This window comes from Pseudomonas sp. GW821-FHT10C09, assembly GCF_059415465.1.
In genome coordinates this window covers 141,140-168,128 of the sequence record NZ_JBWKNG010000003.1, presented here as the reverse complement: position 1 = coordinate 168,128, position 26,989 = coordinate 141,140, and the positions used below count along the sequence as shown (strand labels likewise).

The 26,989-nt window shown below is 61.0% G+C and carries 20 protein-coding genes and 1 other RNA gene; 9 read left to right on the top strand and 12 right to left on the bottom strand.

The genetic code is table 11. The features are described from left to right. The first annotated feature begins 14 nt into the window (after positions 1 to 14). The 8 genes from ccoG (at position 15) to AC07N8_RS03710 (ending at position 8,481) form a co-directional block, all read left to right on the top strand. Positions 15 to 1,430 carry a cytochrome c oxidase accessory protein CcoG gene (ccoG, locus tag AC07N8_RS03745; RefSeq protein ID WP_483840248.1) on the top strand — a complete coding sequence of 472 codons (1,416 nt, stop codon included), beginning with the start codon at positions 15 to 17 and terminating at the stop codon, positions 1,428 to 1,430. A gap of 11 nt (positions 1,431 to 1,441) precedes the next feature. After that, complete coding sequence (locus tag AC07N8_RS03740; protein ID WP_123434286.1) at positions 1,442 to 1,981, top strand: FixH family protein; 540 nt, start codon at positions 1,442 to 1,444, stop codon at positions 1,979 to 1,981. A gap of 57 nt (positions 1,982 to 2,038) precedes the next feature. Next, on the top strand, positions 2,039 to 4,489 hold the full coding sequence (locus AC07N8_RS03735) for a heavy metal translocating P-type ATPase (RefSeq protein ID WP_493142141.1): 2,451 nt from the start codon (positions 2,039 to 2,041) through the stop codon (positions 4,487 to 4,489). A gap of 24 nt (positions 4,490 to 4,513) precedes the next feature. Then, a complete protein-coding gene (gene ccoS / locus AC07N8_RS03730; protein ID WP_027921715.1) occupies positions 4,514 to 4,732 on the top strand; it encodes a cbb3-type cytochrome oxidase assembly protein CcoS in 219 nt (72 codons plus the stop codon). Further along, entirely contained in the window at positions 4,725 to 5,408 is a 684-nt protein-coding gene (locus AC07N8_RS03725) for a sulfite exporter TauE/SafE family protein (protein WP_493142143.1), read from the top strand. The genes ccoS and AC07N8_RS03725 overlap by 8 nt, the downstream gene beginning before the upstream one ends. A 187-nt stretch (positions 5,409 to 5,595) precedes the next feature. Further along, positions 5,596 to 6,978: an oxygen-independent coproporphyrinogen III oxidase gene (gene hemN, locus AC07N8_RS03720; RefSeq protein ID WP_493142269.1), complete on the top strand. Its 1,383-nt coding sequence runs from the start codon at positions 5,596 to 5,598 to the stop codon at positions 6,976 to 6,978. A 139-nt stretch (positions 6,979 to 7,117) separates the two neighbouring features. Next, entirely contained in the window at positions 7,118 to 7,852 is a 735-nt protein-coding gene (gene fnr, locus AC07N8_RS03715; protein WP_123434283.1) for a fumarate/nitrate reduction transcriptional regulator Fnr, read from the top strand. Between the two features lie 80 nt (positions 7,853 to 7,932). Next, the gene (locus AC07N8_RS03710) at positions 7,933 to 8,481 is read left to right on the top strand and encodes an adenine phosphoribosyltransferase (RefSeq protein ID WP_027921719.1); all 549 of its coding nucleotides are present in this window, start codon (positions 7,933 to 7,935) and stop codon (positions 8,479 to 8,481) included. A gap of 115 nt (positions 8,482 to 8,596) precedes the next feature. Here the strand turns inward: AC07N8_RS03710 and AC07N8_RS03705 are convergent, their stop codons facing one another. The 5 genes from AC07N8_RS03705 to dnaX form a co-directional block, all read right to left on the bottom strand. Continuing rightward, entirely contained in the window at positions 8,597 to 9,745 is a 1,149-nt protein-coding gene (locus tag AC07N8_RS03705) for an acyl-CoA dehydrogenase family protein (RefSeq protein WP_493142146.1), read from the bottom strand. A gap of 183 nt (positions 9,746 to 9,928) precedes the next feature. Continuing rightward, positions 9,929 to 10,531, bottom strand: a complete 603-nt coding sequence (recR, locus tag AC07N8_RS03700) for a recombination mediator RecR (protein ID WP_483840253.1) — start codon at positions 10,529 to 10,531, stop codon at positions 9,929 to 9,931. 65 nt (positions 10,532 to 10,596) lie between these two features. After that, complete coding sequence (curA, locus tag AC07N8_RS03695; protein WP_483840254.1) at positions 10,597 to 11,631, bottom strand: NADPH-dependent curcumin/dihydrocurcumin reductase; 1,035 nt, start codon at positions 11,629 to 11,631, stop codon at positions 10,597 to 10,599. A gap of 261 nt (positions 11,632 to 11,892) precedes the next feature. Continuing rightward, on the bottom strand, positions 11,893 to 12,231 hold the full coding sequence (locus AC07N8_RS03690; protein ID WP_027921723.1) for a YbaB/EbfC family nucleoid-associated protein: 339 nt from the start codon (positions 12,229 to 12,231) through the stop codon (positions 11,893 to 11,895). 66 nt (positions 12,232 to 12,297) lie between these two features. Further along, positions 12,298 to 14,367, bottom strand: a complete 2,070-nt coding sequence (gene dnaX / locus AC07N8_RS03685) for a DNA polymerase III subunit gamma/tau (RefSeq protein WP_483840255.1) — start codon at positions 14,365 to 14,367, stop codon at positions 12,298 to 12,300. A 143-nt stretch (positions 14,368 to 14,510) separates the two neighbouring features. On the opposite strand from dnaX, the gene AC07N8_RS03680 reads away from it, so the two are divergent. Next, the gene (locus AC07N8_RS03680; RefSeq protein ID WP_483840256.1) at positions 14,511 to 15,260 is read left to right on the top strand and encodes a substrate-binding periplasmic protein; all 750 of its coding nucleotides are present in this window, start codon (positions 14,511 to 14,513) and stop codon (positions 15,258 to 15,260) included. A gap of 140 nt (positions 15,261 to 15,400) precedes the next feature. Here the strand turns inward: AC07N8_RS03680 and AC07N8_RS03675 are convergent, their stop codons facing one another. The 7 genes from AC07N8_RS03675 to AC07N8_RS03645 form a co-directional block, all read right to left on the bottom strand. Further along, positions 15,401 to 17,101, bottom strand: coding sequence for a putative bifunctional diguanylate cyclase/phosphodiesterase (locus AC07N8_RS03675; protein ID WP_483840257.1), 1,701 nt, complete (start codon positions 17,099 to 17,101; stop codon positions 15,401 to 15,403). 311 nt (positions 17,102 to 17,412) lie between these two features. Beyond that, positions 17,413 to 17,509, bottom strand: an RNA gene (gene ffs, locus AC07N8_RS03670) — signal recognition particle sRNA small type. A 160-nt stretch (positions 17,510 to 17,669) separates the two neighbouring features. After that, a complete protein-coding gene (locus AC07N8_RS03665; protein WP_493142151.1) occupies positions 17,670 to 18,836 on the bottom strand; it encodes a zinc-binding metallopeptidase family protein in 1,167 nt (388 codons plus the stop codon). Between the two features lie 209 nt (positions 18,837 to 19,045). Beyond that, positions 19,046 to 21,403 carry an NAD-dependent DNA ligase LigA gene (gene ligA / locus AC07N8_RS03660; protein ID WP_483840259.1) on the bottom strand — a complete coding sequence of 786 codons (2,358 nt, stop codon included), beginning with the start codon at positions 21,401 to 21,403 and terminating at the stop codon, positions 19,046 to 19,048. A 213-nt stretch (positions 21,404 to 21,616) separates the two neighbouring features. Then, complete coding sequence (gene zipA / locus AC07N8_RS03655; protein ID WP_493142153.1) at positions 21,617 to 22,471, bottom strand: cell division protein ZipA; 855 nt, start codon at positions 22,469 to 22,471, stop codon at positions 21,617 to 21,619. Between the two features lie 258 nt (positions 22,472 to 22,729). Further along, positions 22,730 to 26,218, bottom strand: coding sequence for a chromosome segregation protein SMC (smc, locus tag AC07N8_RS03650; RefSeq protein ID WP_493142155.1), 3,489 nt, complete (start codon positions 26,216 to 26,218; stop codon positions 22,730 to 22,732). Between the two features lie 2 nt (positions 26,219 to 26,220). Then, entirely contained in the window at positions 26,221 to 26,880 is a 660-nt protein-coding gene (locus AC07N8_RS03645) for a GntR family transcriptional regulator (RefSeq protein WP_483840261.1), read from the bottom strand. Positions 26,881 to 26,989: the final 109 nt, after the last annotated feature.

The window sequence follows — 26,989 nt, the reverse complement described above, 5'->3', positions numbered from 1 at the left end:
CGTGGGATGCAATGATGAGCAACCAGATTCCGGTACACGACGTCACTCCACCCGACAAGAACGCGAACAACAGCGTCGACCTCTACGCCTCTCGAGAAAAGATCTACACCCGCGCCTTCACTGGCTTGTTCCGCAACCTGCGGATGATGGGCGGTGCCTTTTTGTTTCTGTTGTATTTCGGCACGGTGTGGCTGAACTGGGGCGGCCATCAAGCCGTCTGGTGGAACCTGCCGGAGCGTAAATTCTTTATTTTTGGCGCAACCTTCTGGCCTCAGGACTTCATCCTGCTGTCGGGGATTTTGATCATCAGTGCCTTCGGCCTGTTCTTCATTACGGTCTACGCCGGTCGCGTGTGGTGCGGCTACACCTGCCCGCAGAGCGTCTGGACATGGATTTTCATGTGGTGCGAAAAGGTCACCGAAGGCGACCGCAACCAGCGCATCAAGCTCGACAAGGCGCCGATGAGCGCCAACAAATTCCTGCGCAAGCTCAGCAAGCATTCGATGTGGCTGTTGATCGGTTTTGTCACCGGCCTGACCTTCGTCGGTTACTTCTCGCCGATCCGCGAACTGGTGTTCGACTTCTTCACCGGCGAAGCGGATGGCTGGTCGTATTTCTGGGTCGGTTTCTTCACCCTCGCCACCTACGGCAATGCCGGCTGGTTGCGCGAGCAGGTGTGCATTTACATGTGCCCGTATGCGCGTTTCCAGAGCGTGATGTTCGACAAGGACACGCTGATCGTCTCCTACGATCCACGCCGAGGCGAGTCCCGTGGCCCGCGCAAGAAAGGCATCGATTACAAGGCCCAAGGGCTGGGCGATTGCATTGATTGCACGATGTGCGTCCAGGTTTGCCCGACCGGCATCGACATCCGCGACGGCCTGCAAATCGAGTGCATCGGCTGCGCCGCCTGTATCGACGCCTGCGACGCCATCATGGACAAGATGGAGTACCCGCGCGGCCTGATCAGCTACACCACCGAGCACAACCTGTCCGGGCAAAAAACCCATAAACTGCGCCCGCGCCTGATCGGCTATGCCGTGGTGCTGCTGGCGATGATCTCGTTGTTGATCACCGCGTTCTTCATGCGCTCGCTGGTCGGTTTCGACGTCAGCAAAGACCGCGTGCTGTACCGCGAGAACGCCGAGGGCCGGATCGAAAACGTCTACAGCCTGAAGATCATGAACAAGGATCAGCGCGACCACACCTACGTGCTGGAAGCCACCGGTCTGCCGGACCTCAAGCTGCAAGGCAAGCGCGAAATCAAAGTCGCCGCCGGGGAAATTTTCAGCCAGCCGGTGGAGCTGTCCAGTGCACCGGAACAACTGCCATCGAGCACCAACGAGGTGAAATTCATCCTCAAGGATGCCGATGACGACAGCGTTCATGTTGAAGCCAAGAGCCGATTCATCGGCCCACAAATTCGTTGAGAGAAGTGATCATGCCCGCAGCAACTGCCGCAAGTCCTTGGTACAAGCATCTTTGGCCATGGATCATCATCGGGATTCTGGCCTGCTCGGTGACCCTGACCTTGTCCATGGTGACCATCGCGGTGAATAACCCGGACAACCTGGTGAACGACAACTACTACGAGGCCGGCAAAGGCATCAATCGCTCGCTCGACCGTGAACTGTTGGCCCAGACCCTGCTGTTACGCGCCAGCATGCATCTGGATGGCGTGACCGGCGAAGTCGACCTGCACTTGAGCGGCAACAGCCAACCGAAAACCCTCGAGCTGAACCTGATTTCGCCGACGCAACCGGAGAAGGATCGCAAGATCACCCTCGCCCACAGCGACACGGAACAGGGCCGCTACATCGGTCAACTGAGCGACAAGGTCGAAGGCCGCCGCTTTGTAGAACTGCTGGGCGTCGAGGGCGACAAGACCTGGCGCCTGTTCGAAGAAGAACAGGTCAGCCATGACAAGGACCTGCTGCTGGGCGATGAGCCGCTGCAAGGCGCGGAAGACCTGAAAAAGTAAAAGCCTGCGCTTCGCGCATCGCGATGAGGCCCTCCCGAACGATATAGACTCCACCTCATGACCACGCCAACCCCCTGCTACCACTGCGCCCTGCCCGTCCCGGCCGGCAGCCGCTTCACCGCGGCGGTCCTGGGTGAAACCCGCGAGTTCTGTTGCCCGGGTTGCCAGGCCGTGGCCGAGGCTATCGTGGCGGGTGGATTGGAAAGCTATTACCAGCATCGCAGCGAATCATCGGCCAACCCCGAAGCCTTGCCGGTCCAGTTGGTCGACGAACTGGCGTTGTACGACCGCGCCGACGTGCAAGCGCCGTTCGTGCGCCACGACGGCGACCTCGCCGAAACCACCTTGCTGATGGAAGGCATCAGTTGCGCCGCGTGCGGCTGGTTGATCGAGAAACACCTGCGCGGTTTACCGGCGGTGGCCGAAGCGCGCCTCAATCTGTCCAACCATCGCTTGCACGTACGCTGGGCCGACGCGCAATTGCCGTTGAGCCAGGTGCTCAGTGAGTTGCGCCATATCGGTTACGCCGCCCACCCCTATCAAGCCGACCGCGCCAGCGAACAACTGGCCAGTGAAAACCGTCTGGCCCTGCGCCAACTCGGCGTCGCCGGGCTGCTGTGGTTCCAGGCGATGATGGCGACCATGGCCACCTGGCCGGAATTCAACATCGACCTCAGCCCCGAACTGCACACCATTCTGCGTTGGGTCGCGCTGTTCCTGACCACGCCAATCGTGTTCTACAGCTGTGCGCCGTTCTTCAAAGGCGCCATGCGCGACTTGCGCACCCGCCACCTGACCATGGACGTATCAGTGTCACTGGCGATTGGCAGCGCCTACCTCGCCGGGATCTGGACCTCGATCAGCGGCGTCGGCGAGTTGTATTTCGATGCCGTCGGCATGTTTGCGCTGTTCCTGCTGGCCGGTCGTTATCTGGAACGCCGAGCCCGAGAGCGTACCGCCGCAGCCACCGCACAACTGGTCAACCTGCTGCCCGCTTCATGCCTGCGCCTGAGCGCAGATGGCCAGAGTGAGCGGATCCTGCTCAGCGAATTGCGCGTCGGCGATCAGGTGCTGGTCCACCCTGGCGCGATTCTGCCGGCGGACGGCAAGATCCTCGACGGCCAGTCGAGCATCGATGAGTCGCTGCTGACCGGCGAATACCTGCCGCAACCGCGAACGTCGGGCGATGCAGTCACCGCCGGCACGCTGAACGTTGAAGGCGCGTTGACCGTGCAAGTGTTGGCGCTGGGCCAGGACACGCGACTGTCCGCCATCGTCCGCCTGCTGGATCGCGCGCAAGCCGAAAAGCCGCGCCTGGCGGAAATCGCCGACCGCGCCGCGCAGTGGTTTTTGCTGCTGTCGCTGATTGCCGCCGCCGCCATTGGCCTGTTGTGGTGGGAACTCGATTCATCGCGGGCCTTCTGGATTGTGCTGGCGATGCTCGTCGCCACTTGCCCGTGCGCCTTGTCCCTCGCCACACCAACCGCGCTGACCGCCGCCACCGGCACGCTGCACAAACTCGGCCTGTTGCTGACGCGCGGCCATGTGCTGGAAGGCCTGAACCAGATCGACACGGTGATCTTCGACAAGACCGGGACCCTGACTGAAGGGCGCCTCGCTTTACGTTCAATCCGCCCGCTGGCCGCACTCGACAGTGATCAATGCCTGAGCCTCGCCGCTGCGCTGGAAAACCGCTCCGAACACCCAATCGCCCGCGCCTTTGGCCGCGCACCACTGGCCGCCGAAGAAGTCCACAGCACACCGGGCTTGGGGCTTGAAGGCCTGGTCGGCGGACAACGCTTGCGCATTGGCCAGCCGGGATTTGTCTGCGAACTCAGTGCTGCCGCTGTGCCTTCGATGCCCGATGAAGCGGGCCAGTGGCTGCTGCTCGGCGACAGTCAGGGACCACTGGCGTGGTTTGTTCTCGACGACCGTTTGCGCGCCGATGCCCCGGCGTTACTGAAAGCCTGCAAGGCGCGGGGCTGGCGAACCTTGCTGTTGTCCGGCGACAGCTCGCCGATGGTCGCCAGCGTCGCCGCCGAACTGGGCATCGACGAGGCGCGAGGCGGTTTGCGTCCGGACGACAAACTGCAGGTCCTGCAACAACTGCACAAGGAAGGCCGCAAGGTGTTGATGCTCGGTGACGGGGTCAACGACGTGCCGGTGCTGGCCGCGGCCGACATCAGCGTGGCGATGGGCTCGGCCACCGATCTGGCGAAAACCAGCGCCGATGCCGTGTTACTGTCCAACCGCCTCGACGCGCTGGTGCAAGCCTTCAGCCTGGCGCGGCGCACCCGTCGGGTAATCATCGAGAACCTGTTGTGGGCCGGGTTGTACAATGGCCTCATGCTGCCGTTCGCCGCCCTCGGCTGGATCACTCCGGTGTGGGCCGCCGTCGGCATGTCGATCAGTTCGTTGACCGTGGTGCTCAATGCCCTGCGCCTGACTCGCTTGCCGAGCACGCCGGCCACCCGCGCCACGCCAGAAACCCGCCCGCTGCCGGCCTGAGCCGCGCGGGCATGGAGTCCACCCATGCCAGCTCTTTACGTGATGATCCCGGCCGCGCTGCTGATCGTGGCCATCGCCGTCTACATCTTCTTCTGGGCGGTCGACAGCGGTCAGTACGATGACCTCGACGGCCCGGCCCATAGCATTCTGTTCGACGACCAGGACCCGGCCCACAAGGCTGCGGTCGACGAAGCCAGCGGCCATCCGGCCAAACCCGACGACAAGGCGCCGCCTCATGCTTGAATTGGCGCCACTGCTGGTGTCTGCGGTGATTCTCGGCTTGCTCGGCGGCGGCCATTGCCTGGGTATGTGCGGCGGCTTGATGGGCGCGTTGACCCTGGCAATTCCCAAGGAACAACGCAGCCGACGCTTTCGCTTGCTGCTGGCCTACAACCTGGGACGCATCCTCAGCTATGCCACCGCCGGCCTGCTGATCGGCCTGGCGGGCTGGGCCGTGGCCAACAGCCCGGCGGCGACGTTTATGCGGGTCATCGCCGGCTTGCTGCTGATCGCCATGGGGCTTTACCTCGCCGGTTGGTGGAGCGGGCTGACCCGTATCGAAAGCCTGGGTCGCGGCCTGTGGCGGCATATCCAGCCGATTGCCAACAAACTGCTGCCGGTATCGAGCCTGCCCCGCGCCTTGCTGCTGGGCGCACTCTGGGGCTGGCTGCCGTGCGGATTGGTTTACAGCACATTGCTGTGGTCGGCGAGTCAGGGCAATGCGCTGGACAGTGCATTGTTGATGCTCGCGTTCGGCCTGGGCACCTGGCCGGTGCTGCTCGCCACGGGCCTGGCGGCTGAGCGGGTGACGGCGCTGCTGCGCAAACGCAGCGTGCGCATGACTGGTGGGTTGCTGGTGATCCTGTTTGGCCTCTGGACCTTGCCGGGACCGCATCAGCATTGGCTCATGGGACATTAGATCGGCGGCGCGCCCTTCGCGAGCAGGCTCGCTCCCACAGTTGACCGCGTTCCAATGTGCGAGCCTGCTCGCGAAGAGGCCCTCACCACCGCCACAGATCCCGACCTTGATACAAATCAAGATGCCCCAACGCCTCCCCCCCTAGACTCGCCCACACTGCAAGCCTATCCGGGGGAACGCCCGCATGATGCTCGACGCCATTCGTTGGGACACCGATCTGATCCGCCGTTATGACCTGGCGGGACCGCGCTACACCTCTTACCCGACCGCCGTGCAATTCCACAATCAGGTCGGATCGTTCGACCTGTTCCATGCGTTGCGTGACAGCCGCAAAGCCCTGCGCCCGCTGTCGCTGTACGTGCATGTGCCGTTCTGCGCGAACATTTGCTACTACTGCGCCTGCAACAAAGTCATCACCAAGGATCGTGGTCGCGCCCTGCCCTACTTGCAGCGGCTTGAGCAGGAAATCCAGCTGATCGCCTGTCACCTCGACCCGGCACAGAAGGTCGAACAACTGCACTTCGGCGGCGGCACCCCGACGTTTCTCAGCCACGATGAACTGCGCCAGTTAATGGCGCAACTGCGCAAGAGCTTCAACTTGCTGGACGATGATTCCGGCGACTACGGCATCGAGATCGACCCTCGCGAAGCCGACTGGTCGACCATGGGCCTTTTGCGCGAGCTGGGGTTCAATCGTGTCAGCATTGGGCTGCAAGACCTCGACCCGGCCGTGCAACGGGCGGTCAATCGCCTGCAAAGCCTGGAAGAAACCCGCGCGGTGATCGATGCGGCCCGGACCCTGCAATTTCGCTCGATCAACATCGACCTGATCTACGGTTTGCCCCGGCAGACGCCCGAGAACTTCGCCCGCACGGTGGACGAAGTGATCAACCTGCAACCGGATCGGCTCTCGGTATTCAACTACGCGCACCTGCCCGAACGCTTCATGCCACAACGACGCATCAACAGCGACGAACTGCCAACGCCGGCGCAGAAGCTGGAAATGCTCCAGCGCACCATCGAGCAATTGACCACGGCCGGCTACCGCTACATCGGCATGGACCACTTCGCCCTGCCTGATGACGAACTGGCGATTGCCCAGGAAGAATCGACCCTGCAGCGTAACTTTCAGGGCTACACCACCCACGGCCATTGCGATTTGATCGGTTTGGGGGTGTCCGCCATCAGCCAGATCGGTGATCTGTACTGCCAGAACACCAGCGACCTGGCTCAATACCAGAACACCCTGGCTACCGGTCAACTGGCCACCAGCCGTGGCCTGGTGTGCAACGCCGATGATCGGTTGCGGCGAGCAGTAATCCAGCAGCTGATCTGCACGTTCAGCCTGGAATTCGTCGAGATCGAGCAGGCGTTCAACATCGACTTTCGCGGTTACTTCGGCCAATTGTGGCCGCAGCTACTGACCATGGCCGATGACGGCTTGATCAGCCTCGACAACGAACGAATCACTGTGTTGCCGGCCGGTCGCTTGCTGGTACGTTCGGTGTGCATGGTGTTCGATGCTTATCTACAGCAGCTCAATCACCAACGATTTTCCCGGGTGATCTAATTCGTCATCGCCCAGTTACACAGGACTGCCAAACATCACGCTGCATCGTGGCGTGACAATATCTGCACAAACTGGCCGGAATGCCATCCCGTGGGTTACCCTTACGTCTTATGTGTGATTTCCCACAAGGATTGAAGAAATGTCCGAGCCAGTCAAACTGCGTGCTCATAACCAGGCCCATTGCAAGGATTGCAGCCTCGCCCCCCTGTGTTTACCGCTGTCTCTGAACCTGGAGGACATGGACGCGCTGGACGACATCGTCAAGCGTGGCCGCCCGCTGAAAAAAGGTGAGTTCCTGTTTCGCCAGGGTGACACCTTCGATTGCGTCTACGCGGTGCGTTCCGGCGCTCTCAAGACGTTCAGCCTGAGCGACGGCGGTGAGGAACAACTCACCGGTTTCCACCTGCCAAGTGAACTGGTCGGTCTGTCGGGCATGGACACTGAAAAGCACCCCGTGTCCGCGCAAGCGCTGGAAACCACCTCGGTGTGCGAAATCCCTTTCGATCGCCTCGACGAATTGTCCGTGCAACTGCCGCAACTGCGTCGCCAGTTGATGCGCGTCATGAGTCGCGAGATTCGCGACGATCAACAAATGATGTTGCTGCTGTCGAAAAAAACCGCCGACGAGCGCATCGCCACGTTCCTGGTCAACCTGTCCGCACGTTTCCGCGCCCGCGGCTTCTCGGCCAACCAGTTCCGCCTGAGCATGTCGCGCAACGAAATCGGCAATTACCTGGGGTTGGCGGTAGAAACCGTGTCCCGGGTGTTCACCCGTTTTCAGCAGAGCGAATTGATCGCCGCTGAAGGCAAGGAAATTCATATCCTCGACCCGATCCAGCTCTGCGCGCTGGCCGGCGGCTCTCTCGAAGGCTGATTTGTAACCATTGCGGCTGAGCGAAACGGTTCAGCCGCCGTTATACTGCGACGTTTGCAGCCTGCCAGGACACCTCGACGATGGTCTTCGACTCCTTCGACATCAAATCCCTGATCCGCCCCGTGATCGACTTCCCCAAGCCGGGCGTGATCTTTCGTGACATCACGCCGTTGTTCCAGTCGCCCACGGCTCTACGCCTGGTGATGGACAGCTTTGCCCATCGCTACGTCGAAGCCGATTTCACCCACATCGGGGCGATGGATGCCCGTGGCTTCCTGATCGGTTCGGTGCTGGCGTATCAGTTGAACAAGCCGCTGGTGCTGTTTCGCAAGCAAGGCAAACTGCCGGCCGACGTGTTGGCCGAGGGTTACGCGACCGAGTACGGCGAAGCGTTTCTCGAAGTGCATGCCGACAGCCTGTGCGAGGGCGATTCGGTGGTGATGTTCGATGACCTGATCGCCACGGGCGGCACGCTGATTGCGGCGGCGAACCTGATTCGACGCATGGGCGCGCGGGTTCATGAAGCGGCGGCGATTATTGATCTGCCGGAGCTGGGCGGGTCGCAGCGGTTGGAAGACATGGGGATTCCTACTTTCTGCCTGACGCAGTTTGCGTTGACTGACAAGTAAGCGGTGCCTTCAAAATTCGCGAGCAGGCTCGCTCCCACCAGGGTTTTGTGAACACCACAAATCCAGTGTGGGAGCGAGCCTGCTCGCGAAGGCGTCAGTGGCAACACTTCAGGCATCAAAGCCCCATCTGCTTACTGATAATCTCGTTCATCACTTCCCGCGTCCCGCCCCCAATCGACAGAATCCGGTTATCCCGATACAGCCGCTCCACCAGGCTGTCGCGCATGTAACCCAAGCCCCCGAGAATCTGCACCGCATCATTGACGATCCGGTCCGCGGTGTCGGTGGCAAAGTTCTTGGCCATCGAAATTTCCTTGATCACACTCTGCCCCGCCGCCATCTTCGCCGCCTGGCGATAGGTGAACTCCCGAGACACTTCCAGCGCTGTCGCCATCTCGGCGAGGCGGTGCTTGAGCACCTGGAACTTGCCGATGGGTTTGCCGAAGGCTTCGCGCTGACGCGCCCATTTCAGGCTCTCCTCCAGCGCCAGCTGCGCGGTCATGTTGGCCATCAGTGCCAACGCCAGCCGCTCACTCTGAAAGTTACCCATGATGCAGGCGAAACCCATGTTTTCTGTGCCGATCAGATTGCCCACCGGCACTCGGCAATCGTCGAAGAACAATTCGGCTGTGTCCGACGCCCACCAGCCCATTTTCTTCAACTGACGGCCGACCGTGAAACCGGGCGTGCCCTTCTCAATCAACAACAGGCTGATGCCGCCAAACCCCGGCTCGCCGGTGCGCACCGCGACGGTGTAGAAGTCGGCACGAACGCCGCTGGTGATGAAGGTTTTGCTGCCGCTGACGCGATAGAAGTCGCCGTCACGCACAGCACGGGTTTGCAGGTTGGCGACGTCGGAACCGCCGCTGGGCTCGGTGACCGCCAGGGCGCTGATCTTCTCGCCTGCCAGCACTTGAGGCACCAGGCGATCACGCACTTCGGGCCGGGCCCACTTGAGGATCGGTGGCAAGCCGATGTCCAGCGAACCCAAACCGGCCACCAGACCACCCGATCCACAGCGCATCAGTTCTTCGCTGGCCGCGACCTTGGCGAACAGATCACCTTCATGGCTGCCGCCCAGCGCTTCGGGGTAGCCAATGCCCAGGATCCCGGCAGCACCGGCCTTGAGGTAGAGCTCCCGGGGAAAGCTTTCAGCTTCCTCCCACTGATCAATGTCCGGAAGAATCTCACGCTCGACGAAACGCCTGACGCTGTCACGGACCAATTGGTGGCTGGGATCGAAGTATTCCTGAAAGGCAGGCATCGGCGAACTCCACTGAAGGTTCAGCGACGTTAACCGAGCGCTTGCTTGGTTTTCAACAGGATTGTGTGAATCAGATGGATCGCGTTGCGCCCTTCGCGAGCAGGCTCGCTCCCACAGGGGTTTCGTGAACGCCACAAATCCAGTGTGGGAGCGAGCCTGCTCGCGAAGGCGTCAGTTCAAACACTACAAGGCTATCGGCTTACGCCCGGCAAACGAATGCGCCAACGTCCCGCCATCCACCAGCTCCAGCTCACCACCCAACGGCACACCGTGAGCAATGCGCGAAGCAATCAACCCCTTATTGCTGAGCAACTGCGCAATGTAGTGCGCCGTCGCCTCACCTTCGACCGTAGGGTTGGTCGCGAGGATGACTTCGGTAAAGCTCCCGGCCTCTTCGATACGCGCGATCAGTTGTGGGATACCAATCGCTTCAGGCCCGAGGCCATCAAGTGGCGACAAATGCCCCTTGAGCACGAAGTAGCGACCACGGAAGCCGGTCTGCTCCACCGCATAGACATCCATCGGCCCTTCCACCACGCACAGCAACGTGTCGTCGCGGCGGGTATCTGCGCACTGCGGGCACAGGTCGTCTTCGGTCAGCGTGCGGCACAAACGGCAATGGCCCACCCCTTCCATGGCCTGGCTCAACGCCGATGCCAGTCGCGAACCACCGCTGCGATCACGTTCAAGCAATTGCAGCGCCATGCGCTGGGCGGTTTTCTGACCCACACCCGGCAAAATTCGCAGGGCATCGATCAGTTGGCGAATCAAAGGGCTGAAGCTCATGGGGAAACGTCCGACAAAACAACGAGACGCGGTTTATACCCGCGCCTCTCTTTAGCGTCAAATACTCAGTCTTGCGCGACCCGCACCACCAGTTTGCCGAAGTTGCGCCCTTCCAGCAGACCAATGAACGCTTCGGGCGCCTGCTCGAGGCCATCGACCACGTCTTCGCGGAATTTCACCTTGCCGTCGCGCACCCACGGCGCCATGGCACTGACGAATTCCGGCTGACGATCGCCGTAGTCGTCGAACACGATGAAGCCCTGGATTCGCACACGCTTGGTCAATAGTGTCCGTTGCAATTGCGGCAGGCGATCCGGGCCTTTCGGCGCCTCGGAGGCGTTGTAACCGGCAATCAGGCCGCACAGCGGAATTCGCGCCTTGGGGTTGAGCAGCGGCACTACTGCGTCGAACACCTTGCCACCGACGTTCTCGTAATAAATGTCGATGCCGTTGGGGCACGCCTGTGCCAGTTCCTCGGCGAAGTTCGGGCTTTTGTGGTCAACGCAGGCATCGAAGCCTAATTCGTCGACGACATAACGGCATTTTTCCGCGCCACCGGCCACGCCGACCGCGCGCAAGCCCTTGATCTTCGCCACTTGGCCGACCACCGAACCCACGGCACCGGACGCCGCCGCGACCACCAGGGTTTCGCCGGACTTGGGCTGACCGATGTCCATCAGGCCCATGTAGGCCGTCATGCCCGGCATGCCCAGCACGCCCAAGGCCATCGACGAGCTCGGCAACCCGGATGGCACCGGGATGATGTTGCGACCGTCGCTGATGCTGTGGCTCTGCCAGCCGGTGGACCCGACGACCACATCGCCTTCCTGGAATTTTGGATTCAACGAGTGTTCGACCCGGCTGACAGCGCCGCCGGTCATGACCTCGCCGATTTCTACCGGCGCGGCGTAGGACGGCGCGTCACTCATGCGACCGCGCATGTACGGGTCCAGTGACAGGTATAGGGTCTTGAGCAGGACCTGGCCGTCAGCGAGGTCCGGCAACGCTTCCCTTTCCAGGCGAAAATTCTCCGGCGTCGGCGCGCCAACCGGGCGGGACGCCAGGACGATACGTTGGTTGAGGGTCAATGCTTGTGGCATGTGAGCGTCTCCTTTGATCGATGAATTCGGCGGTATAGGGAGCAGACCTTTATGCGGGTGTCGCGTTCGATGTTTCTGCCTGAGACCGATTCGACCTCTTCGCGAGCAGGCTCGCTCCCACAATGGAATGCGGTCACCTGTGGGAGCGAGCCTGCTCGCGAAGGCGGCCTCACATCCACCACAGACCCCAAAGGCAGAAACAAAAATGCCAGGCGCGATGCCTGGCATTTTTTTGTAGCTCATCCGACACGCTTTAGCGAATCAGAATGGCAGCTTCATGCCCGGCGGCAGTTGCATGCCCGCGGTCATGCCGGACATTTTGTCCTGGCTGTTGGCTTCGATCTTGCGCACGGCATCGTTGACAGCGGCGGCGACGACGGCTTCCAGCATCTCTTTGTCGTCTTCGCTCAGGCCTTCAACCAGGCTTGGGTCGATGGTCACGCTCTTGACGTCGTGACGACCGGTCATCACCACGGTGACCATATCACCGCCCGCTTTACCGATGACTTCGGCGTTGGCCAGCTCTTCCTGCATCTTGGCCATTTTTTCCTGCATCTGCTGTGCCTGCTTCATCAGGCCGGCCATGCCACCTTTCATCATGGGAATCACCTCAAAAGTACTTGGATTAAACAGCGTCCGGCCCGTTTGACCGAACGCCTTCAGTTATTAGCCCTGACTGACCAGAGCGTCGACAGGTTCAATAGTATCGTTACGGATCACCGCACCGAACTGCTGCATCATTTGCTGGATGAACGGATCGCCGTGGATCGACTCCTCGGCCTCGCGCTGACGGTTGGCACGGCGCCGGGACGCGGCCTGGGCCGGGGTTTCCTGCTCAGGCTTGATCAGCTCCATGCTCAGGGTCAGCGTGCGCCCGTGAAACTGGTTCAGCGCATCGTTGAGACGACGTTGCTGGGTCGCGTTGAACAAGGCGCTGTGGGCCGGGTCCAGGTGCATCAGCCAGTGATCGCCCTCGACGGAGATCAGCGTGCAGTTGGCGGCAATACTGCCCGTCATGCCGGAAATCGGCAGCTTCGGGAACATTTCCAGCCATTGCAGCGCCAGACCCGTGGCCGGCATCGCAGCGGGTTCAGGCTCCGGTTCCGGCGCGGGTTCGGCAGTATGTTCGCTGGCCAGTTCATCAAGGTAACTGTAGGCCGAATCCATGTCCGGCTCGATGTAATCCTCGTCCAGCGGCGGTTCGTCATCCTGGTCCACGCCCGGCGTGGCGGCATCGACGTCGGCCACGGATGGTTCCGGGATCGGCGCAGCGGCCCACTCCGGCGCGTCCGGCACCACGCTGTCCGGCGTTGGCAACGGCATTGGCGGCAACTCGGGCTGCTCGCTGGCAGTTTCCAGTACCGGCTCGACGGCAGGTTGCTGCACGACCTCGGGAACGACCGGGTCATTCCACGGCAGGTCGACGACGGCTTCGACCGCGATGGGCTCGACCACCGGTTCCGGCACGACAACCGGCGCAACCGGCTCAGGTTCCGGCGCGGGAACTGGAGCGGCAACAACGGGGACAGGTGCAACTGCCGCAGCGACTACCGGCGCAACAACCGGCGCGGCAGCCACTGAATTTGCGGAATCAACTGTGGCCTGGCTGATCCCCACTGGCTTTAGCGGTTGCCTCGGGGCGTCCGCCGTGTCCGCAGGCCGGAAGGCCAGCATCCGCAGCAGGACCATTTCAAAACCACCACGCGGGTCCGGTGCCAGCGGCAAATCACGCCGGCCGATCAGGCCCATCTGGTAATAAAACTGTACGTCTTCGGCCGGCAAGGCCTGGGCCAGCGCCAATACCCGGTCACGGTCGCCGTGCCCGTTGTCGACGCCTTCAGGCAAGGCCTGGGCGATGGCGACACGGTGCAGCACGTTGAGAATTTCCGAGAGCACGCCGTTCCAGTCCGGGCCTTGTTCGGCCAGATGACGGACGCCTTCGAGCAACGCCTTGGCGTCACCTTCGATCAATGCATGCAAAACGTCGTAGACCTGGCCGTGATCCAGCGTACCGAGCATTGCTCGCACGTCGGCGGCCATGACCTTGCCTTCACCGAAGGCGATGGCCTGGTCGGTGAGGCTCATGGCGTCGCGCATCGAACCATCCGCGGCACGGCCCAGCAGCCACAATGCATCGTCTTCGAACGGCACGTTCTCGACACCCAGCACGTGGGTCAAATGCTCGACCACACGTTCCGGCGTCATGTTCTTCAAGGAGAACTGCAGGCACCGCGACAGAATCGTTGCAGGAAGTTTCTGCGGATCGGTCGTCGCCAGGATGAACTTGACGTAGGGTGGCGGCTCTTCAAGGGTTTTCAGCAGCGCATTGAAGGAATGGCTGGAGAGCATGTGCACTTCGTCGATCAGGTAGACCTTGAAGCGCCCACGGCTCGGGGCGTACTGCACGTTGTCGAGCAGTTCACGGGTGTCTTCGACCTTGGTCCGGCTCGCGGCGTCGATCTCGATCAGGTCGACAAAGCGCCCTTCGTCGATTTCGCGGCACACCGAGCACTCGCCGCACGGCGTCGAAGTGATACCTGTTTCACAGTTCAGGCATTTGGCGATGATCCGCGCAATGGTGGTCTTGCCCACCCCGCGCGTACCAGTAAACAGGTAGGCGTGGTGCAGCCGCTGGCTGTCCAAGGCATTGATCAGAGCCTTGAGCACATGGGTCTGGCCGACCATTTCGCGGAACGAGCGCGGACGCCATTTACGTGCAAGAACCTGATAACTCATCGAAAACCGTCGCAACGAAGGAACAGAAGCGGCTAATGCTAGCGGAGCAAGGCCAAAATTGCATCCGGTGTGCTCGTCTAATCTGGCTAAGCTGCACTTTGGGGGCTTTTATCGGCTCGGGTTTCAGCTGTACCGGAGCGTTTATGCGTTGTGCCTTGGGGGCATTGCTGTGGATAAGTGTGAGCGTCGACGCTGCCGAAGCGCCGTTGCGCTTTGTCGTACCCGACAGCTGGGCGATGCCGATGGTGCAACTGGATCATGGCCGCCTGACCCAAGGCATTCTGTATGACGTGATGCTCAGCCTGGCCACTCAGGTGGGAGTGCCTGCGGAATTTCACGTACTGCCCCGGGCGCGCGTGCAAAACGCCATGGAACACGGCGAGGTCGATGTGCGTTGCTATGCCGCGCAGTCTTGGCTACCCAATCAGTCGGGCGACTACATCTGGAGCATTCCGCTGTGGTTTCAGCGTGACGTGCTGGTCAGTCAGCAAGACCCACCCGCCCAGATGTTACCGGCGAACCTGTCACGCCAACCCATCGGCACGGTGCTCGGCTATTACTACCCAACGCTGCAACCGCTGTTCGATGCCGATCGCCTGCGCCGCGAAGATGCGCGCAATCAGGAACAAGTGCTGGAAAAACTCAATGCCGGGCGCTACCGCTATGCCGTGAGCAATCAATGGACATTGGACTGGTTCAATCAGCGCCTGCTGCCCGACCGGCAGTTGAAAGCGGTAGCGGTGTTGCAGGAACAGCATGTCGGATGTTACGTGCGCAACGACCCCAAGGTGCCGGTGCAGCGCATTCTGCGCACGTTGTTGCGGATGAAAATGTCCGGGGAGATTGATGACATCATCCGGCTTTATATCGGTGCGGAGCCAGGCACCCTCTAAGCAATTCATCTAATCAACACGGAACCCTGTGGGAGCGAGCCTGCTCGCGAATGCGGTAGGTCAGTACCATCAATGTTGAATGTCAGACCGTTTTCGCGAGCAGGCTCGCTCCCACAGGGGATCAGTTGAGCGACAAAACCTCAGCCAACCTGATCCTGCATCTGCCATTGCGGCGGCACCACAAACCCCGCCACCCAGCCGGGCACGTCTTCTGGCGGCATCGGCCGGGCGATGAAGTAACCCTGGGCGACTTCGCAACCCAGTTTCAGCAATAACTCACCGTGCTCGACGCTTTCCAGCCCTTCGGCAATCACCTTCCGGCCAAATGCCCGGGCCAGACCAATAACAGCGGTGGTCAGCGCCAGGTCATCGCGATCCTCCAGCATGTCGCGCACGAACGTCTTATCAATCTTGATGGTTTGCGTGCGCAGGCGCTTGAGGTAGCTCAGTGACGAATAACCGGTGCCAAAGTCGCCCAGCGAAAACTGCACCCCCAGCGCCTGACAGGCCTGTAAACAGGCGCTGACGTGGTGGATATTCTCGATGGCCACCGACTCGATGATTTCCAGGTCAAGCATCTGCGCTGGAACCTCAGTGTGCCGAGCGAGTACCTGCTTGAGCCGGTCAACAAAATCTGCACGCTGAAAATGCCGCGCCGCGATGTTCAGGCTGATCGGCCAGCACTGCCCCGTCTGCTGCCAGCGGTGCAATTGCGCCAGGACCTGATCCATCACCCACTCGCCGATGTCGATGATCAGGTCCGTCTCTTCCACTGCGGGCAAAAAATCCCTGGCCCGGATCATGCCGTTTTGTGGATGCGCCCAGCGCAACAGCGCCTCGAACCCGACGACCTCACCCAGGCGCATGTTGACCTTGGGTTGGAAATGCAGACGCAACTCACCGGCGGCCAGCGCCTGACGCACGCGCTGGACGGTCTGGTGAGTCGCCTTGACCTCTTGATCCCGGGTGACGTCGAACAGGTGAAAACGGTTGCGTCCGCGCTGCTTGGCCACGTACATGGCTTGATCGGCGTGACGCAACAGGGTTTCAGCATCGTGATTGTCGAGGGGAAACAGCGTGACCCCGATGCTGGCGAACACGTGGACGTCCTTGCCATGCAGTACGTACGGCGCCGAAATCGCCCCCAGCGCCCGGTTCAGCGCCGCACGCAATTCCGGCAGATCACGCACGTGACGCAACACCAGCACGAACTCGTCGCCCGCCAGGCGCGCCACCACATCCTCGGCGCGCACAATGCCACGCAAACGCCTGGCCACCTCCACCAGCAACACATCGCCGCTGGCATGGCCGTAGCCGTCGTTGACCGCTTTAAACCCGTCGAGGTCGAGCATGCACACCGCCAGCGGGATGTCTTCCAGCCGGGAGAACTCCAGCGCCTGGTCCAGCAGGTCCGAGAGGTACGCGCGATTGGGCAGCCCGGTCAGCACGTCATGCCCGACCCGCCATTGCAAGGTGTGCAGCAATTCGCGTTTTTCACTGATGTCGAACCGGATCGACAGGTATCGATCAACCCGCCCGGTGTCATCATCGAGCACCGGCACCATGGTGCTGTCGACCCAGTACAGGCTGCCGTCCTTGGCGCGATTGCAGATTTCGCCCTTCCACACGCTGCCCAGCGCAATGGTGCGCCACATCGCAGAAAAGAATTCGGAGGAATGCAGGCCGGAATTGAGCAGACGGTGATTCTGCCCGATCAGCTCTTCACGGCTATAGCCGGACACGGCGCAAAATTGGTCATTGACGTAGGTGATCCGGCCGCTCAGGTCGGTCTCGGAAAAAATCGCGGCGGCATCCACAGCCCTGCGGTACTTCTCATCCATGAATCAGGCTCGCTGTCGCTAGCGGAAGAATGGCGTGTCATCCCGGACGCGCATTTGATGGCCCTGCAAGACTGCAGATCAATCTGACTTGAACACCTCGCGCCAGTCTGACGAGGGTGCGCAATGCTGGCAGCTTGACCAGGCCTTGTCCAAGCCTTCGTGTAGCAGTGAATATCGGTGCATAAGTGAAATGGTCGTTCTGAAAACCGCATACGACGAAAAACCACCCTGGAGATGATCCATGGCAGAGAGACAAAAATATTTTCAGATAGAAAACGCGAAAGAGGATTCGCGGTGCGTTATGGAGGCAACCCCACCAGCCACACCCCGGCACACAATGTTCCCGCTGTGGCTGCTGCCTTCCGGCTCTGACCAGGTTCACGGGTAATCGTTGCGGGGGGACCGATGGGGTCACCATAACGACGCTCACCTGACGGCGAGCCGCGCCATTGTACCTATCTGAGACGAAGTTACAACCGTTGGGGCGGATTAAAAAACATGAACGGCTTCAAGGACATGCAATCCCCTTGAATCCCCGCGCTATTGGCGGACGTCGTTTTGGCGATCATTAGAGATCCTGCAGCACCTCATCCGCCCTGCCGCCCTCTTGCTGGATCACCAAGTGAATGAAGTGCAGCTTGGCGATCACCGCCGGCGGCAGGACGAACGGGTAGAAATCCGGTTGGCCCATGCTGCGCGACAGCTCATTGAGCATGCCCGCCAACTCGATCCACGCATTGACGAACGACAGAAACGCCACACCGCCGGGGTGCTGCGGGTCGTAAAGCGTGCTCGACGGGAATGGCTGGTAATCGAAATCCATTTCCCGCGCGCTCATACCAAAGCCTAGAGCAGTGTCCACCGCGTCCATCATGTGCAGGTAATGCGCCCAGGTTTCCGCCCAGTCTTCCCACGGGTGCATGGTTGCGTAGGCGCTGACGCACTGTTGTTGCCAGTCGCGTGGCGCGCCGTGCTGGTAATGCCGCTCCAGCGCCTCTGCGTAGCTGGCGCGCTCATCACCGAACAATCCGCGAAACGGTTCCAGCCAATGGCTGTTGGCGATCAGCCGGTCCCAGTAATAGTGCCCGACCTCATGCCGAAAATGCCCGAGCAACGTGCGGTAGGGCTCGTGCATTTGCACCCGGACCTGCTCGCGGTGGGCGTCATCGGCTTCCTTGATATCGAGGGTGATCAGGCCGTTGGCGTGACCGGTGGTCGGTGATTTGCCTTCGAGGTCGACACCGATGAAGTCAAACGCCAGGCCGGTTTCTTCATCGACGGTTTTGGGTATCACCTGCAAACCGAGGCTGACCAACTGCGCGACCAGACGCCGCTTGGCCGTTTCGACCTTGCGCCAGCGTTCGTGGTTTTCGGGAATCGACAGGTCAGGGATGGTGTGATTCAGGCTACAGGCGATGCAGAGCGCATCGTGATCATTGGCCGGGAGCAGCCAGTTGCACGCAGCCGGGGAATCGAGATTGGCGCAGCGGCGGAACACACCGGCTTGCGGGTCGGCGTCGAGCCGCCAGGTGTCGATCTGCGCACCCGGTTGCAGCGAAGACAAGCGACTCTGTTCAGGCTGGTAGCCCAGCGCCGCCGAACAGGCCAGGCACTGGCTGTTGCGAAAGAACAGCGATTGCCCGCAGCGACACTGCCAGACCTTGCTGTTGCGCGAGCTGTCGCCCATGAAGGGCGCGGCGATGCGCGAGCTGAGCTGTTCGAAGAAGCGGTACATGGCGATCTCTCCCTGGGGCTTGCCAAGACTAGATCATTGCCACGCACAGATCGTTCCGGGTTTTGAATCACAAGTGTGGCGAGTGAGCTTGTCGGATCACCGCACCGTCCCGCTCGCCTGCGCAGCAGGCGCTAGCATCATGGGGACCGCTTCGTGCTCCAGCGGGACGATGCGGCGATCCGACAAGCTCCCTCGCCACAGGTTTTGTGTCAGATCGGGATGCCGTGCTGTTTCAGGAACTCGACGAACGCTTCTTCATCGAGCACCTTCAATCCCAGCTCGTTGGCCTTGGCCAACTTGGAACCCGCTCCCGGCCCTGCCACCACGCAATGGGTCTTGGCCGACACCGAGCCCGCTACCTTGGCCCCCAGGCTTTCAAGCTTGTCCTTGGCAACATCGCGGCTCATCAACTCCAGCGAACCGGTCAGCACCCAGGTCTGCCCGGCCAGCGGCAGCCCTTCGACGACCTTCTTCTCGCTCTGCCAGTGCATGCCGAAATCACGCAACTGCTGCTCGGCAGTCTCAGCGAGCTGGCGATTGTCCTCGACCGCAAAAAACTCGCGAACCGAATTGGCCTGCTTCTCCGGCAGCGCCTGGCGCATGTCCAGCCAGTCGGCGCTCATCACCCCTTCCAACGAACCAAACCGATCCGCGAGCTTCTGCGCCCCACCCGGTCCGACTGAAGGAATGTGCAGCTTGTCGAGAAATCCACCGAGCGTGGTGCTGGCCGCGAACTCCGCACCCAGCTCGCCCTGATCCTGAATCTGCAGGCCGTGCTTGAGCAGGTCCTGAATCACTTGCTGGTTATGCGCATCTTCAAAGAAGCTGTGGATCTCGTGAGCCACTTCCAGGCCGACGTCCGGCAAGTACGTGAGCACGTGTGGCAATGCCTGCTGAACTCGCTCCAGCGACCCCAGAGAACGCGCCAGCACCTTGGCCGTCTCTTCGCCGACATCAGGAATCCCGAGGGCGTAGATAAACCGTGCCAGGCTTGGCTTTTTGCTGTCCTCGATGGCGCTGAGCAACTTGTTGCTCGATACCTCGGCAAAGCCTTCCAGATCGACAATGTCGTCGAACTTCAGCGCATACAGATCGGCCGGCGAGCTCACCAGGCCTTCGTCGACCAGTTGCTCGACGCTCTTGTCCCCCAGGCCTTCGATGTCCATCGCACGGCGGGAAACGAAGTGAATGATCGCCTGCTTGAGCTGTGCACCGCAGGCCAGACGACCGACGCAGCGGTACACCGCGCCCTCGCTGACGGTCTCGCGGCCCTTGCTGCGCTTGACCAGTTGCGTGCGCTCGACCTGCGAACCGCACACCGGGCACTGCTCGGGAATGTGAACCGGCCGGGCATTGTCCGGACGTCGCTCGAGCACCACTTGCACCACTTGCGGAATCACATCACCCGCGCGGCGGATGATCACCGTGTCGCCAATCATCAGACCCAGACGCGCGACCTCATCCATGTTGTGCAACGTCGCGTTGGCCACGGTGACACCGGCCACCTTGACCGGTTTCAAGCGCGCCACCGGCGTGACGGCGCCGGTGCGACCGACCTGGAACTCGACGTCGAGCAACTCGGTGAGTTCTTCCATGGCCGGGAATTTGTGCGCGATCGCCCAGCGCGGTTCGCGAGCGCGGAAACCCAGCTCACGCTGAGAGGCGATGCTGTTGACCTTGAACACCACGCCGTCGATTTCATACGCCAGCCCGTTACGGCGCTCACCGATGTCGCGGTAGTAATCCAGGCACTCGTCGATACCGTGCGCCAGTTTCAGCTCATGGCTGATCGGCATGCCCCACACCTGGAGCTGCTTGAGATTACCAATGTGCGTGTCGGCAATATCGGCGGAAATCTGGCCGATGCCGTAGCAGCAGAATTCCAGCGGGCGGTTGGCGGTGATTTTCGAATCCAGCTGTCGCAGGCTCCCGGCCGCCGCGTTACGTGGGTTGGCAAAGGTTTTGCCGCCGACTTCCAGCTGGCTGGCGTTGAGCCGCTCGAAACCGGCCTTGGACATGAACACTTCGCCGCGCACTTCCAGGGTCGCCGGCCAGCCCGTGCCGTGCAGTTTGAGCGGGATGTTGCGCACGGTGCGCACGTTGACGCTGATGTCTTCGCCGGTGGTGCCGTCGCCACGCGTCGCGCCGCGTACCAGTACGCCGTCTTGATACAGCAAGCTGACCGCCAGGCCATCGAGTTTGGGTTCGCAGCTGTATTCCACCGCCGCACCGCCACCGAACAGATCACCGACCGGCAAGTCCAGGCCTTCCGTCACCCGGCGATCGAACTCGCGCATGTCGGTTTCTTCGAAGGCGTTGCCGAGGCTGAGCATCGGCACTTCATGACGTACCTGAGTGAACGCCGACAACGCCGCGCTACCGACGCGCTGGGTCGGCGAGTCGCTGGTGATCAGTTCCGGATTAGCCGCTTCAAGGGCCTTGAGCTCGTGGAACAAGCGATCGTATTCGGCATCCGGAATACTCGGCTCGTCCAGCACGTGATAGCGATAGTTGTGCTGATCCAGCTCAGCGCGCAGCTCTAGAATGCGGTTTTTGGCGGCGGTCATGGGTGTTCTCTCATAAAGCAAAAGAGCAGCCGAGGCTGCTCAATTCTTAAATACAGTAGCTTAAAGCTATGGACACTGTGGCGAGGGAGCTTGCTCCCGGTCGGCGGCGAAGCCGTCGTAAAATCAGCGCATGCGGTGTATCGGAATAAGGGCCGCTTCGCAGCCCAGCGGGAGCAAGCTCCCTCGCCACAAGAGCCCGCTTCAACTTTTGAATCAACGCTTCTGGGTCAACGCGCGGCGTTCGAACTCGACGATGCGCTGACGGTAATGCTCAATCGTCTGGGCGGTCAGCACGCTGCGCTGGTCGTCTTTCAGTTCGCCGTTCAGCTCCTGGGACAGTTTGCGCGCCGCAGCCACCATCACGTCGAAGGCTTGCTTGGGATGACGCGGGCCAGGCAGACCGAGGAAGAAGCTCACGGCCGGGGTGCTGAAGTGGTCGATGTCGTCCAGATCAAAAATGCCCGGCTTGACCGCATTGGCCATGGAGAACAGGACTTCGCCATTACCGGCCATGCTTTCGTGACGGTGGAAAATGTCCATCTCGCCGAAACGCAGACCGCTTTCCAGAATGTTCTGCAACAGCGCCGGGCCTTTGAAACCGGCGGCGTCGCGGCAGATCACGCTGATCACCAGCACTTCTTCCGCTTGTGGCTGATCTTTTTCAGTGACCACTGGCGAAGCTTTGGTGTCATCCGGGAAATCGTCGTCACGGCTGCTGAAGCTCGGGCCGCCATCCAGATCGAGGCTGAGGTTCATGTCGCCTTGCGACGGTTCGCCATGGCCACGCTTGCCGCGCTTGGAACCCGATTCACGCGGCTCACGGGCAGGCATGCTCACCGACGGCAGATCGTGCTCGTCCAGTTGCGGTTCTTTATGTGTGTCCAGCACACGGGGCGGGCCCAACAGCTCGGCGCTGGTGTCCTCATCTGGCAGATTGGACAAACTTCGGTCAAGACGGAATTTCAGTTTTCCCTTGCCGCCGCGCATACGGCGCCAGCCATCAAAAAGAATACCGGCAATGACAATAATGCCGATGACGATCAGCCACTCGCGCAGACCGATTTCCATGTAATCCCGTGCCTCTATAAAAAATGCTGAAAAATAAGGGGTTTACAACTCGTAAACCGCTTTAAAACGTGGCGCCAACTCTATGTTCTGACAGGCGTTTTGCCCACGTATACGAAAAATTGACATTAAACTAGCACGACCAAAGGCAACTTTACACCGTCTGTCACCATGGCTTTAGCGAATATGTCGATTGGCCAGCAAGTCAGGCCCGGTAAAAACATCCTACAGCCTCGTAATACCTGCCCTACAGACGCCGACTCAGGCATCCACCATCGCCATCGCCTCTTCGACATCCACCGCTACAAGACGCGAGCAGCCCGGCTCGTGCATCGTCACCCCCATCAGTTGATCGGCCATTTCCATGGCGATCTTGTTGTGGGTGATATAGATGAACTGCACCGTCTGCGACATTTCCTTGACCAGCCGTGCGTAGCGTCCAACGTTAGCGTCATCCAGTGGCGCGTCAACTTCATCGAGCATGCAGAACGGCGCCGGGTTCAACTTGAAGATCGCAAAAACCAGCGCCAATGCAGTCAGGGCTTTTTCGCCACCGGAGAGCAAATGGATGGTGCTGTTCTTCTTCCCTGGCGGCTGCGCCATGATCGTTACCCCTGTATCGAGTAGATCTTCGCCCGTCAGTTCCAAATACGCGCGTCCTCCACCGAAAACTTTTGGGAAAAGCGCCTGTAAACCGCCATTGATCTGATCAAAGGTATCTTTGAAGCGGTTGCGGGTTTCCTTGTCGATCTTGCGAATCACGTTCTCGAGTGTGTCCAGCGCTTCCACCAGATCATCGTTCTGCGCATCCAGATAACGTTTACGCTCGGATTGTTGCTGGTATTCGTCGATGGCCGCGAGGTTGATCGCACCGAGACGCTGGATGCGCGCGGCAATGCGTTCGAGTTCTTCTTCGGCGTCCTTCTCGCTGGCCTCGGCTGTCAGCGTGGCAAGCACGCCGTGCAGGTCGTAGCCGTCTTCCAGCAATTGATCTTCGAGGGTCTTGCGGCGCACGGTCAGGGCTTGCCATTCCATGCGCTGGGTTTCCATCTGGCCGCGAATCAACTGCGACTGCTGCTCGGCCTGGTTACGCCGTTTTTCCGCATCACGCAGTTCACGGTCAGCGTCTTCCAGGGCGATCTGCGCGGTCTTGAGTTCTTCGTCGACGGTCATGCGCTTGTCGAGCAGCTCTTCAAGCTTCAGCCGCAACTCTTCCAGCGGCGCCTCACCCTCCTCCAGATTGAGGCTGAGCTGTTCGCGTTTTTCGGTCAGGCGCTCGGACTGCATTTCCAGCCGTTCCAGCGCCTGACGTGTCGAGTCGTGTTGTGCCTTGAGCGAACCGAGACGCACCGCCAATTGATGCGCGTGATCCTTGTGCTGCCGGGCTTCCTGGCGCACTCGATCGAGGCGCTCGCGCAAGCTGTCGCGCTGGGCCAGCAGCAATTCACGCTGCTCGGTGTCGAGCGCCATGGCGTCGAGGGCTTCCTGCAATTGCAGGCGCGCTTCGCCGATGTTTTCGTGTTCCAGCGCGCGCTGTTCGCTCAGTTCCGTGAGTTCTTCATCGAGGCGCGTACGACGCAGCGTCAGCTGTTCGGCCTTGGCTTTGCCGGCGGACAGTTGAGCTTTCAATTCACCTTGCTGGCGCGCTTCGTCTTGCAGCAGACGGCGCAAATGTTCGCGACCGTTTTCCTGCTGACGCTGCTGCGCCCTGAGATTTTGCAGTTGGGTTTCCAGGGTTTCGACCGTGGCTTCGCGCTCTTCGCGCTCCTCGGTCAACCGCTGGATTTCCTGACCGCGCGCCAGTACACCGCTTTCGGCTTCGCTGGCCCGTCGCACACGTAAAAAGTGCCGACCGACCCAATAACCATCACGGCTGATCAGGCTCTGCCCCGCGGTCAATTGACTGCGCAACGCCAGCGCCTGTTCAAGGCTGTCGACCGGCTTGACCTGCCCCAGCCACGGCGACAGATCGATCTGCGCCTCGACCTTGTCGAGCAAACTACCCGGCACGCGCACGCCATCACTGGCCGGGCTGAGCAAGCGCAGATCACCTTGGGCGAAACCGGCCAGATCGAAGTCGCCGAAGTCGTCCACCAGCACCGCTTGCAGATCGGCGCCGAGCACGGTTTCCACCGCCAGCTCCCAACCTGCTTCCACCTTCAGGCCTTCGGCCAGACGCGGGCGATCCGTCAGATGCTGCTCACGCAACCATTCGGCGGTGCCGGTGCCCGGATCGAGCGCGGCCTGCTGCAAGGCTTCAAGTGAGGCGAGACGACCGTTGAGGCGCTGCAAATCGCCTTGCGCCTGCTGCTGATTGTGCAACGCGAGCTGCAATTCCTGACGCAGTTGCTCAAGGCGCTCGACCTGGGCTTCTTCGCTGGCCTGCAAATCTTCAAGCGTGGCTTCACTGGCGGCCAACTGCTCGCTGAGTTCCATAATCGCCGCGTCTTCCGGGTCCGCCGAGAGCAACGCGCGTTCTTCGCCGAGGCGCTTCTGACGGTCGGCCAGACGCTCCATGCTGGTTTCCAGCTGCTGGATGCGTGACTGCTGCACTTCGGATTGGCGACGCGGCTCGGCGGCGGTCAGGTTGAACGTGTCCCACTGCTCCTGCCAGCCGTGCATGGTGGTTTCGGATTCTTCCAGCGCAGCGGCGGCTTCTTCGGCGGCGGCGCTGGTGACTTCCTGTTCCGGCGTGAGCATGTCGAGCTCTTCGCCGAGGGTCAGCAATAGCGTGCGGTCGTGGCCCAGGTGCGATTCGGTTTCCAGGCGTGCGCGCTCGGCTTCTTTCAGGTCGTCCTGCAACTGACGCAGACGCTGCTGGCCGTGCTGGATGCTCTGCTCGACCCGGGCGATGTCGCCGCCGACCGAATAGAAGCGTCCTTGCACCAGATTGAAGCGCTCCGACAGGTCATGGTGCCCGTCCCGGAAGCGTTCGATGGCGGCGTCGGCGTTGCGTTGCTCGGCGACCAGTGCTTCGAAGGTGACTTCCTGGTTGCCGATCACCGCTTCGCGCTGACCGACCTGTTCGTTCAACGCCTGCCAGCGCAGGGCCGACAATTGAGCCTTGAGCTGGCGCTCTTCGCCTTTGTATTCCTGATACTTCTTCGCGGCTTCAGCCTGACGGTGCAAGCGCTCAAGTTGACGCTCAAGCTCTTCACGCAGGTCGGTCAGGCGCGCGAGGTTTTCGTGGGTGCGGCGGATACGGTTTTCAGTCTCGCGCCGGCGCTCCTTGTACTTGGAGATGCCTGCTGCTTCTTCAATAAAGTTGCGCAGGTCTTCGGGCTTGGATTCGATCAGCTTGGAGATCATCCCCTGCTCGATGATCGAGTAGCTGCGCGGGCCGAGGCCGGTGCCGAGGAAAATATCGGTGATGTCGCGACGCCGGCATTTGGTGCCGTTGAGGTAATAAGTGGTCTGGCTGTCGCGGGTCACTTTGCGGCGAATCGAGATTTCCGCATAGGCTGCGTATTCGCCAAGCAGCGTGCCGTCGGAGTTATCGAACACCAGCTCGATGCTGGCCTGACTCACCGGTTTACGGCTGGTAGAACCGTTGAAGATGACGTCGGTCATCGACTCGCCGCGCAAGTTCTTGGCCGAGCTTTCGCCCATCACCCAACGCACGGCGTCGATGATGTTCGACTTGCCGCAACCATTGGGCCCGACCACTGCCGCCATGTTGCTGGGGAAGTTCACCGTGGTCGGATCGACGAAGGACTTGAACCCCGCCAGCTTGATGCACTTGAGCCGCACGCTTAAGCGTCCGTCAGGGCAGAAACCACCAGATCGGCGCTGCGCTGGGCATACGCCGTCAGCACTTCGCGGATCTGCGGAAAGTCACGGGCCAGCACGGCAGCGAGCAGGCGCTCGAACAGTTCGAGGAATTCGCTCATCGACGCCTTGCGCTGGTCCAGGGCGAGGAAATACGCGCGGCTCATGGCCGGCTGCAGATTCTCGACGGTTTCCTGCAAGTACGGGTTGTTGGCGAACGGGTACGCGGCGCGCATCACATTGAAGCTGTCGTCGACGAAGGTACGAATGTCCTGACGCTCGTAGCTGGCGGCCAGGCGTTGCTGGATCTGCACGAACGGCGCCATGTCGGCCTGGACTTTCCAGCCGTTGGCCACGGCGTTACCGAGCAGGATGTACAGCTCGCTCATCAGCGTGCACAGGCTCTGGACCTTGTGCGCCGTGAGTTCGGTGACATGGGCGCCCCGTCGCGGCAGGATCGCGATCAAGTGGCGACGCTCAAGAATCAGCAAGGCTTCACGGACCGAGCCGCGGCTGACATTGAGTGCCAGCGTGACCTTCTGTTCCTGAATGCGCTCCCCGGGCTTCATTTCGCCGCGAATGATGCGTTCGGCGAGGTGGTGAGCGATTTGCTCGGCGAGGCTGTCCGGCGCCTTGAACGTCATGGTTGTCCTTCAAACTCTTCGATCTGCACAAGCGGCGCAGTGTAACCCACTTGATAGGTCATGGCGCAGGGCCCACTCGGCGGTTTTGGCACGATTCAAGCAAAAAAAG

What these genes read in the sequence shown, in the direction of transcription:
- AC07N8_RS03645 (WP_483840261.1), bottom strand. Translation starts at nt 26,880, where the DNA reads ATGACGTTCAAGGCGCCGGACAGCCTCGCCGAGCAAATCGCTCACCAC.
- AC07N8_RS03705 (WP_493142146.1), bottom strand. Translation starts at nt 9,745, where the DNA reads ATGCCTGCCTTTCAGGAATACTTCGATCCCAGCCACCAATTGGTCCGT.
- curA (WP_483840254.1), bottom strand. Translation starts at nt 11,631, where the DNA reads ATGCCACAAGCATTGACCCTCAACCAACGTATCGTCCTGGCGTCCCGC.
- AC07N8_RS03710 (WP_027921719.1), top strand. Translation starts at nt 7,933, where the DNA reads ATGGTCTTCGACTCCTTCGACATCAAATCCCTGATCCGCCCCGTGATC.
- fnr (WP_123434283.1), top strand. Translation starts at nt 7,118, where the DNA reads ATGTCCGAGCCAGTCAAACTGCGTGCTCATAACCAGGCCCATTGCAAG.
- AC07N8_RS03675 (WP_483840257.1), bottom strand. Translation starts at nt 17,101, where the DNA reads ATGGATGAGAAGTACCGCAGGGCTGTGGATGCCGCCGCGATTTTTTCC.
- dnaX (WP_483840255.1), bottom strand. Translation starts at nt 14,367, where the DNA reads ATGAGTTATCAGGTTCTTGCACGTAAATGGCGTCCGCGCTCGTTCCGC.
- ccoG (WP_483840248.1), top strand. Translation starts at nt 15, where the DNA reads ATGAGCAACCAGATTCCGGTACACGACGTCACTCCACCCGACAAGAAC.
- AC07N8_RS03690 (WP_027921723.1), bottom strand. Translation starts at nt 12,231, where the DNA reads ATGATGAAAGGTGGCATGGCCGGCCTGATGAAGCAGGCACAGCAGATG.
- hemN (WP_493142269.1), top strand. Translation starts at nt 5,596, where the DNA reads ATGCTCGACGCCATTCGTTGGGACACCGATCTGATCCGCCGTTATGAC.
- AC07N8_RS03725 (WP_493142143.1), top strand. Translation starts at nt 4,725, where the DNA reads ATGCTTGAATTGGCGCCACTGCTGGTGTCTGCGGTGATTCTCGGCTTG.
- AC07N8_RS03735 (WP_493142141.1), top strand. Translation starts at nt 2,039, where the DNA reads ATGACCACGCCAACCCCCTGCTACCACTGCGCCCTGCCCGTCCCGGCC.
- recR (WP_483840253.1), bottom strand. Translation starts at nt 10,531, where the DNA reads ATGAGCTTCAGCCCTTTGATTCGCCAACTGATCGATGCCCTGCGAATT.
- AC07N8_RS03740 (WP_123434286.1), top strand. Translation starts at nt 1,442, where the DNA reads ATGCCCGCAGCAACTGCCGCAAGTCCTTGGTACAAGCATCTTTGGCCA.
- ccoS (WP_027921715.1), top strand. Translation starts at nt 4,514, where the DNA reads ATGCCAGCTCTTTACGTGATGATCCCGGCCGCGCTGCTGATCGTGGCC.
- AC07N8_RS03680 (WP_483840256.1), top strand. Translation starts at nt 14,511, where the DNA reads ATGCGTTGTGCCTTGGGGGCATTGCTGTGGATAAGTGTGAGCGTCGAC.
- zipA (WP_493142153.1), bottom strand. Translation starts at nt 22,471, where the DNA reads ATGGAAATCGGTCTGCGCGAGTGGCTGATCGTCATCGGCATTATTGTC.
- AC07N8_RS03665 (WP_493142151.1), bottom strand. Translation starts at nt 18,836, where the DNA reads ATGTACCGCTTCTTCGAACAGCTCAGCTCGCGCATCGCCGCGCCCTTC.
- ligA (WP_483840259.1), bottom strand. Translation starts at nt 21,403, where the DNA reads ATGACCGCCGCCAAAAACCGCATTCTAGAGCTGCGCGCTGAGCTGGAT.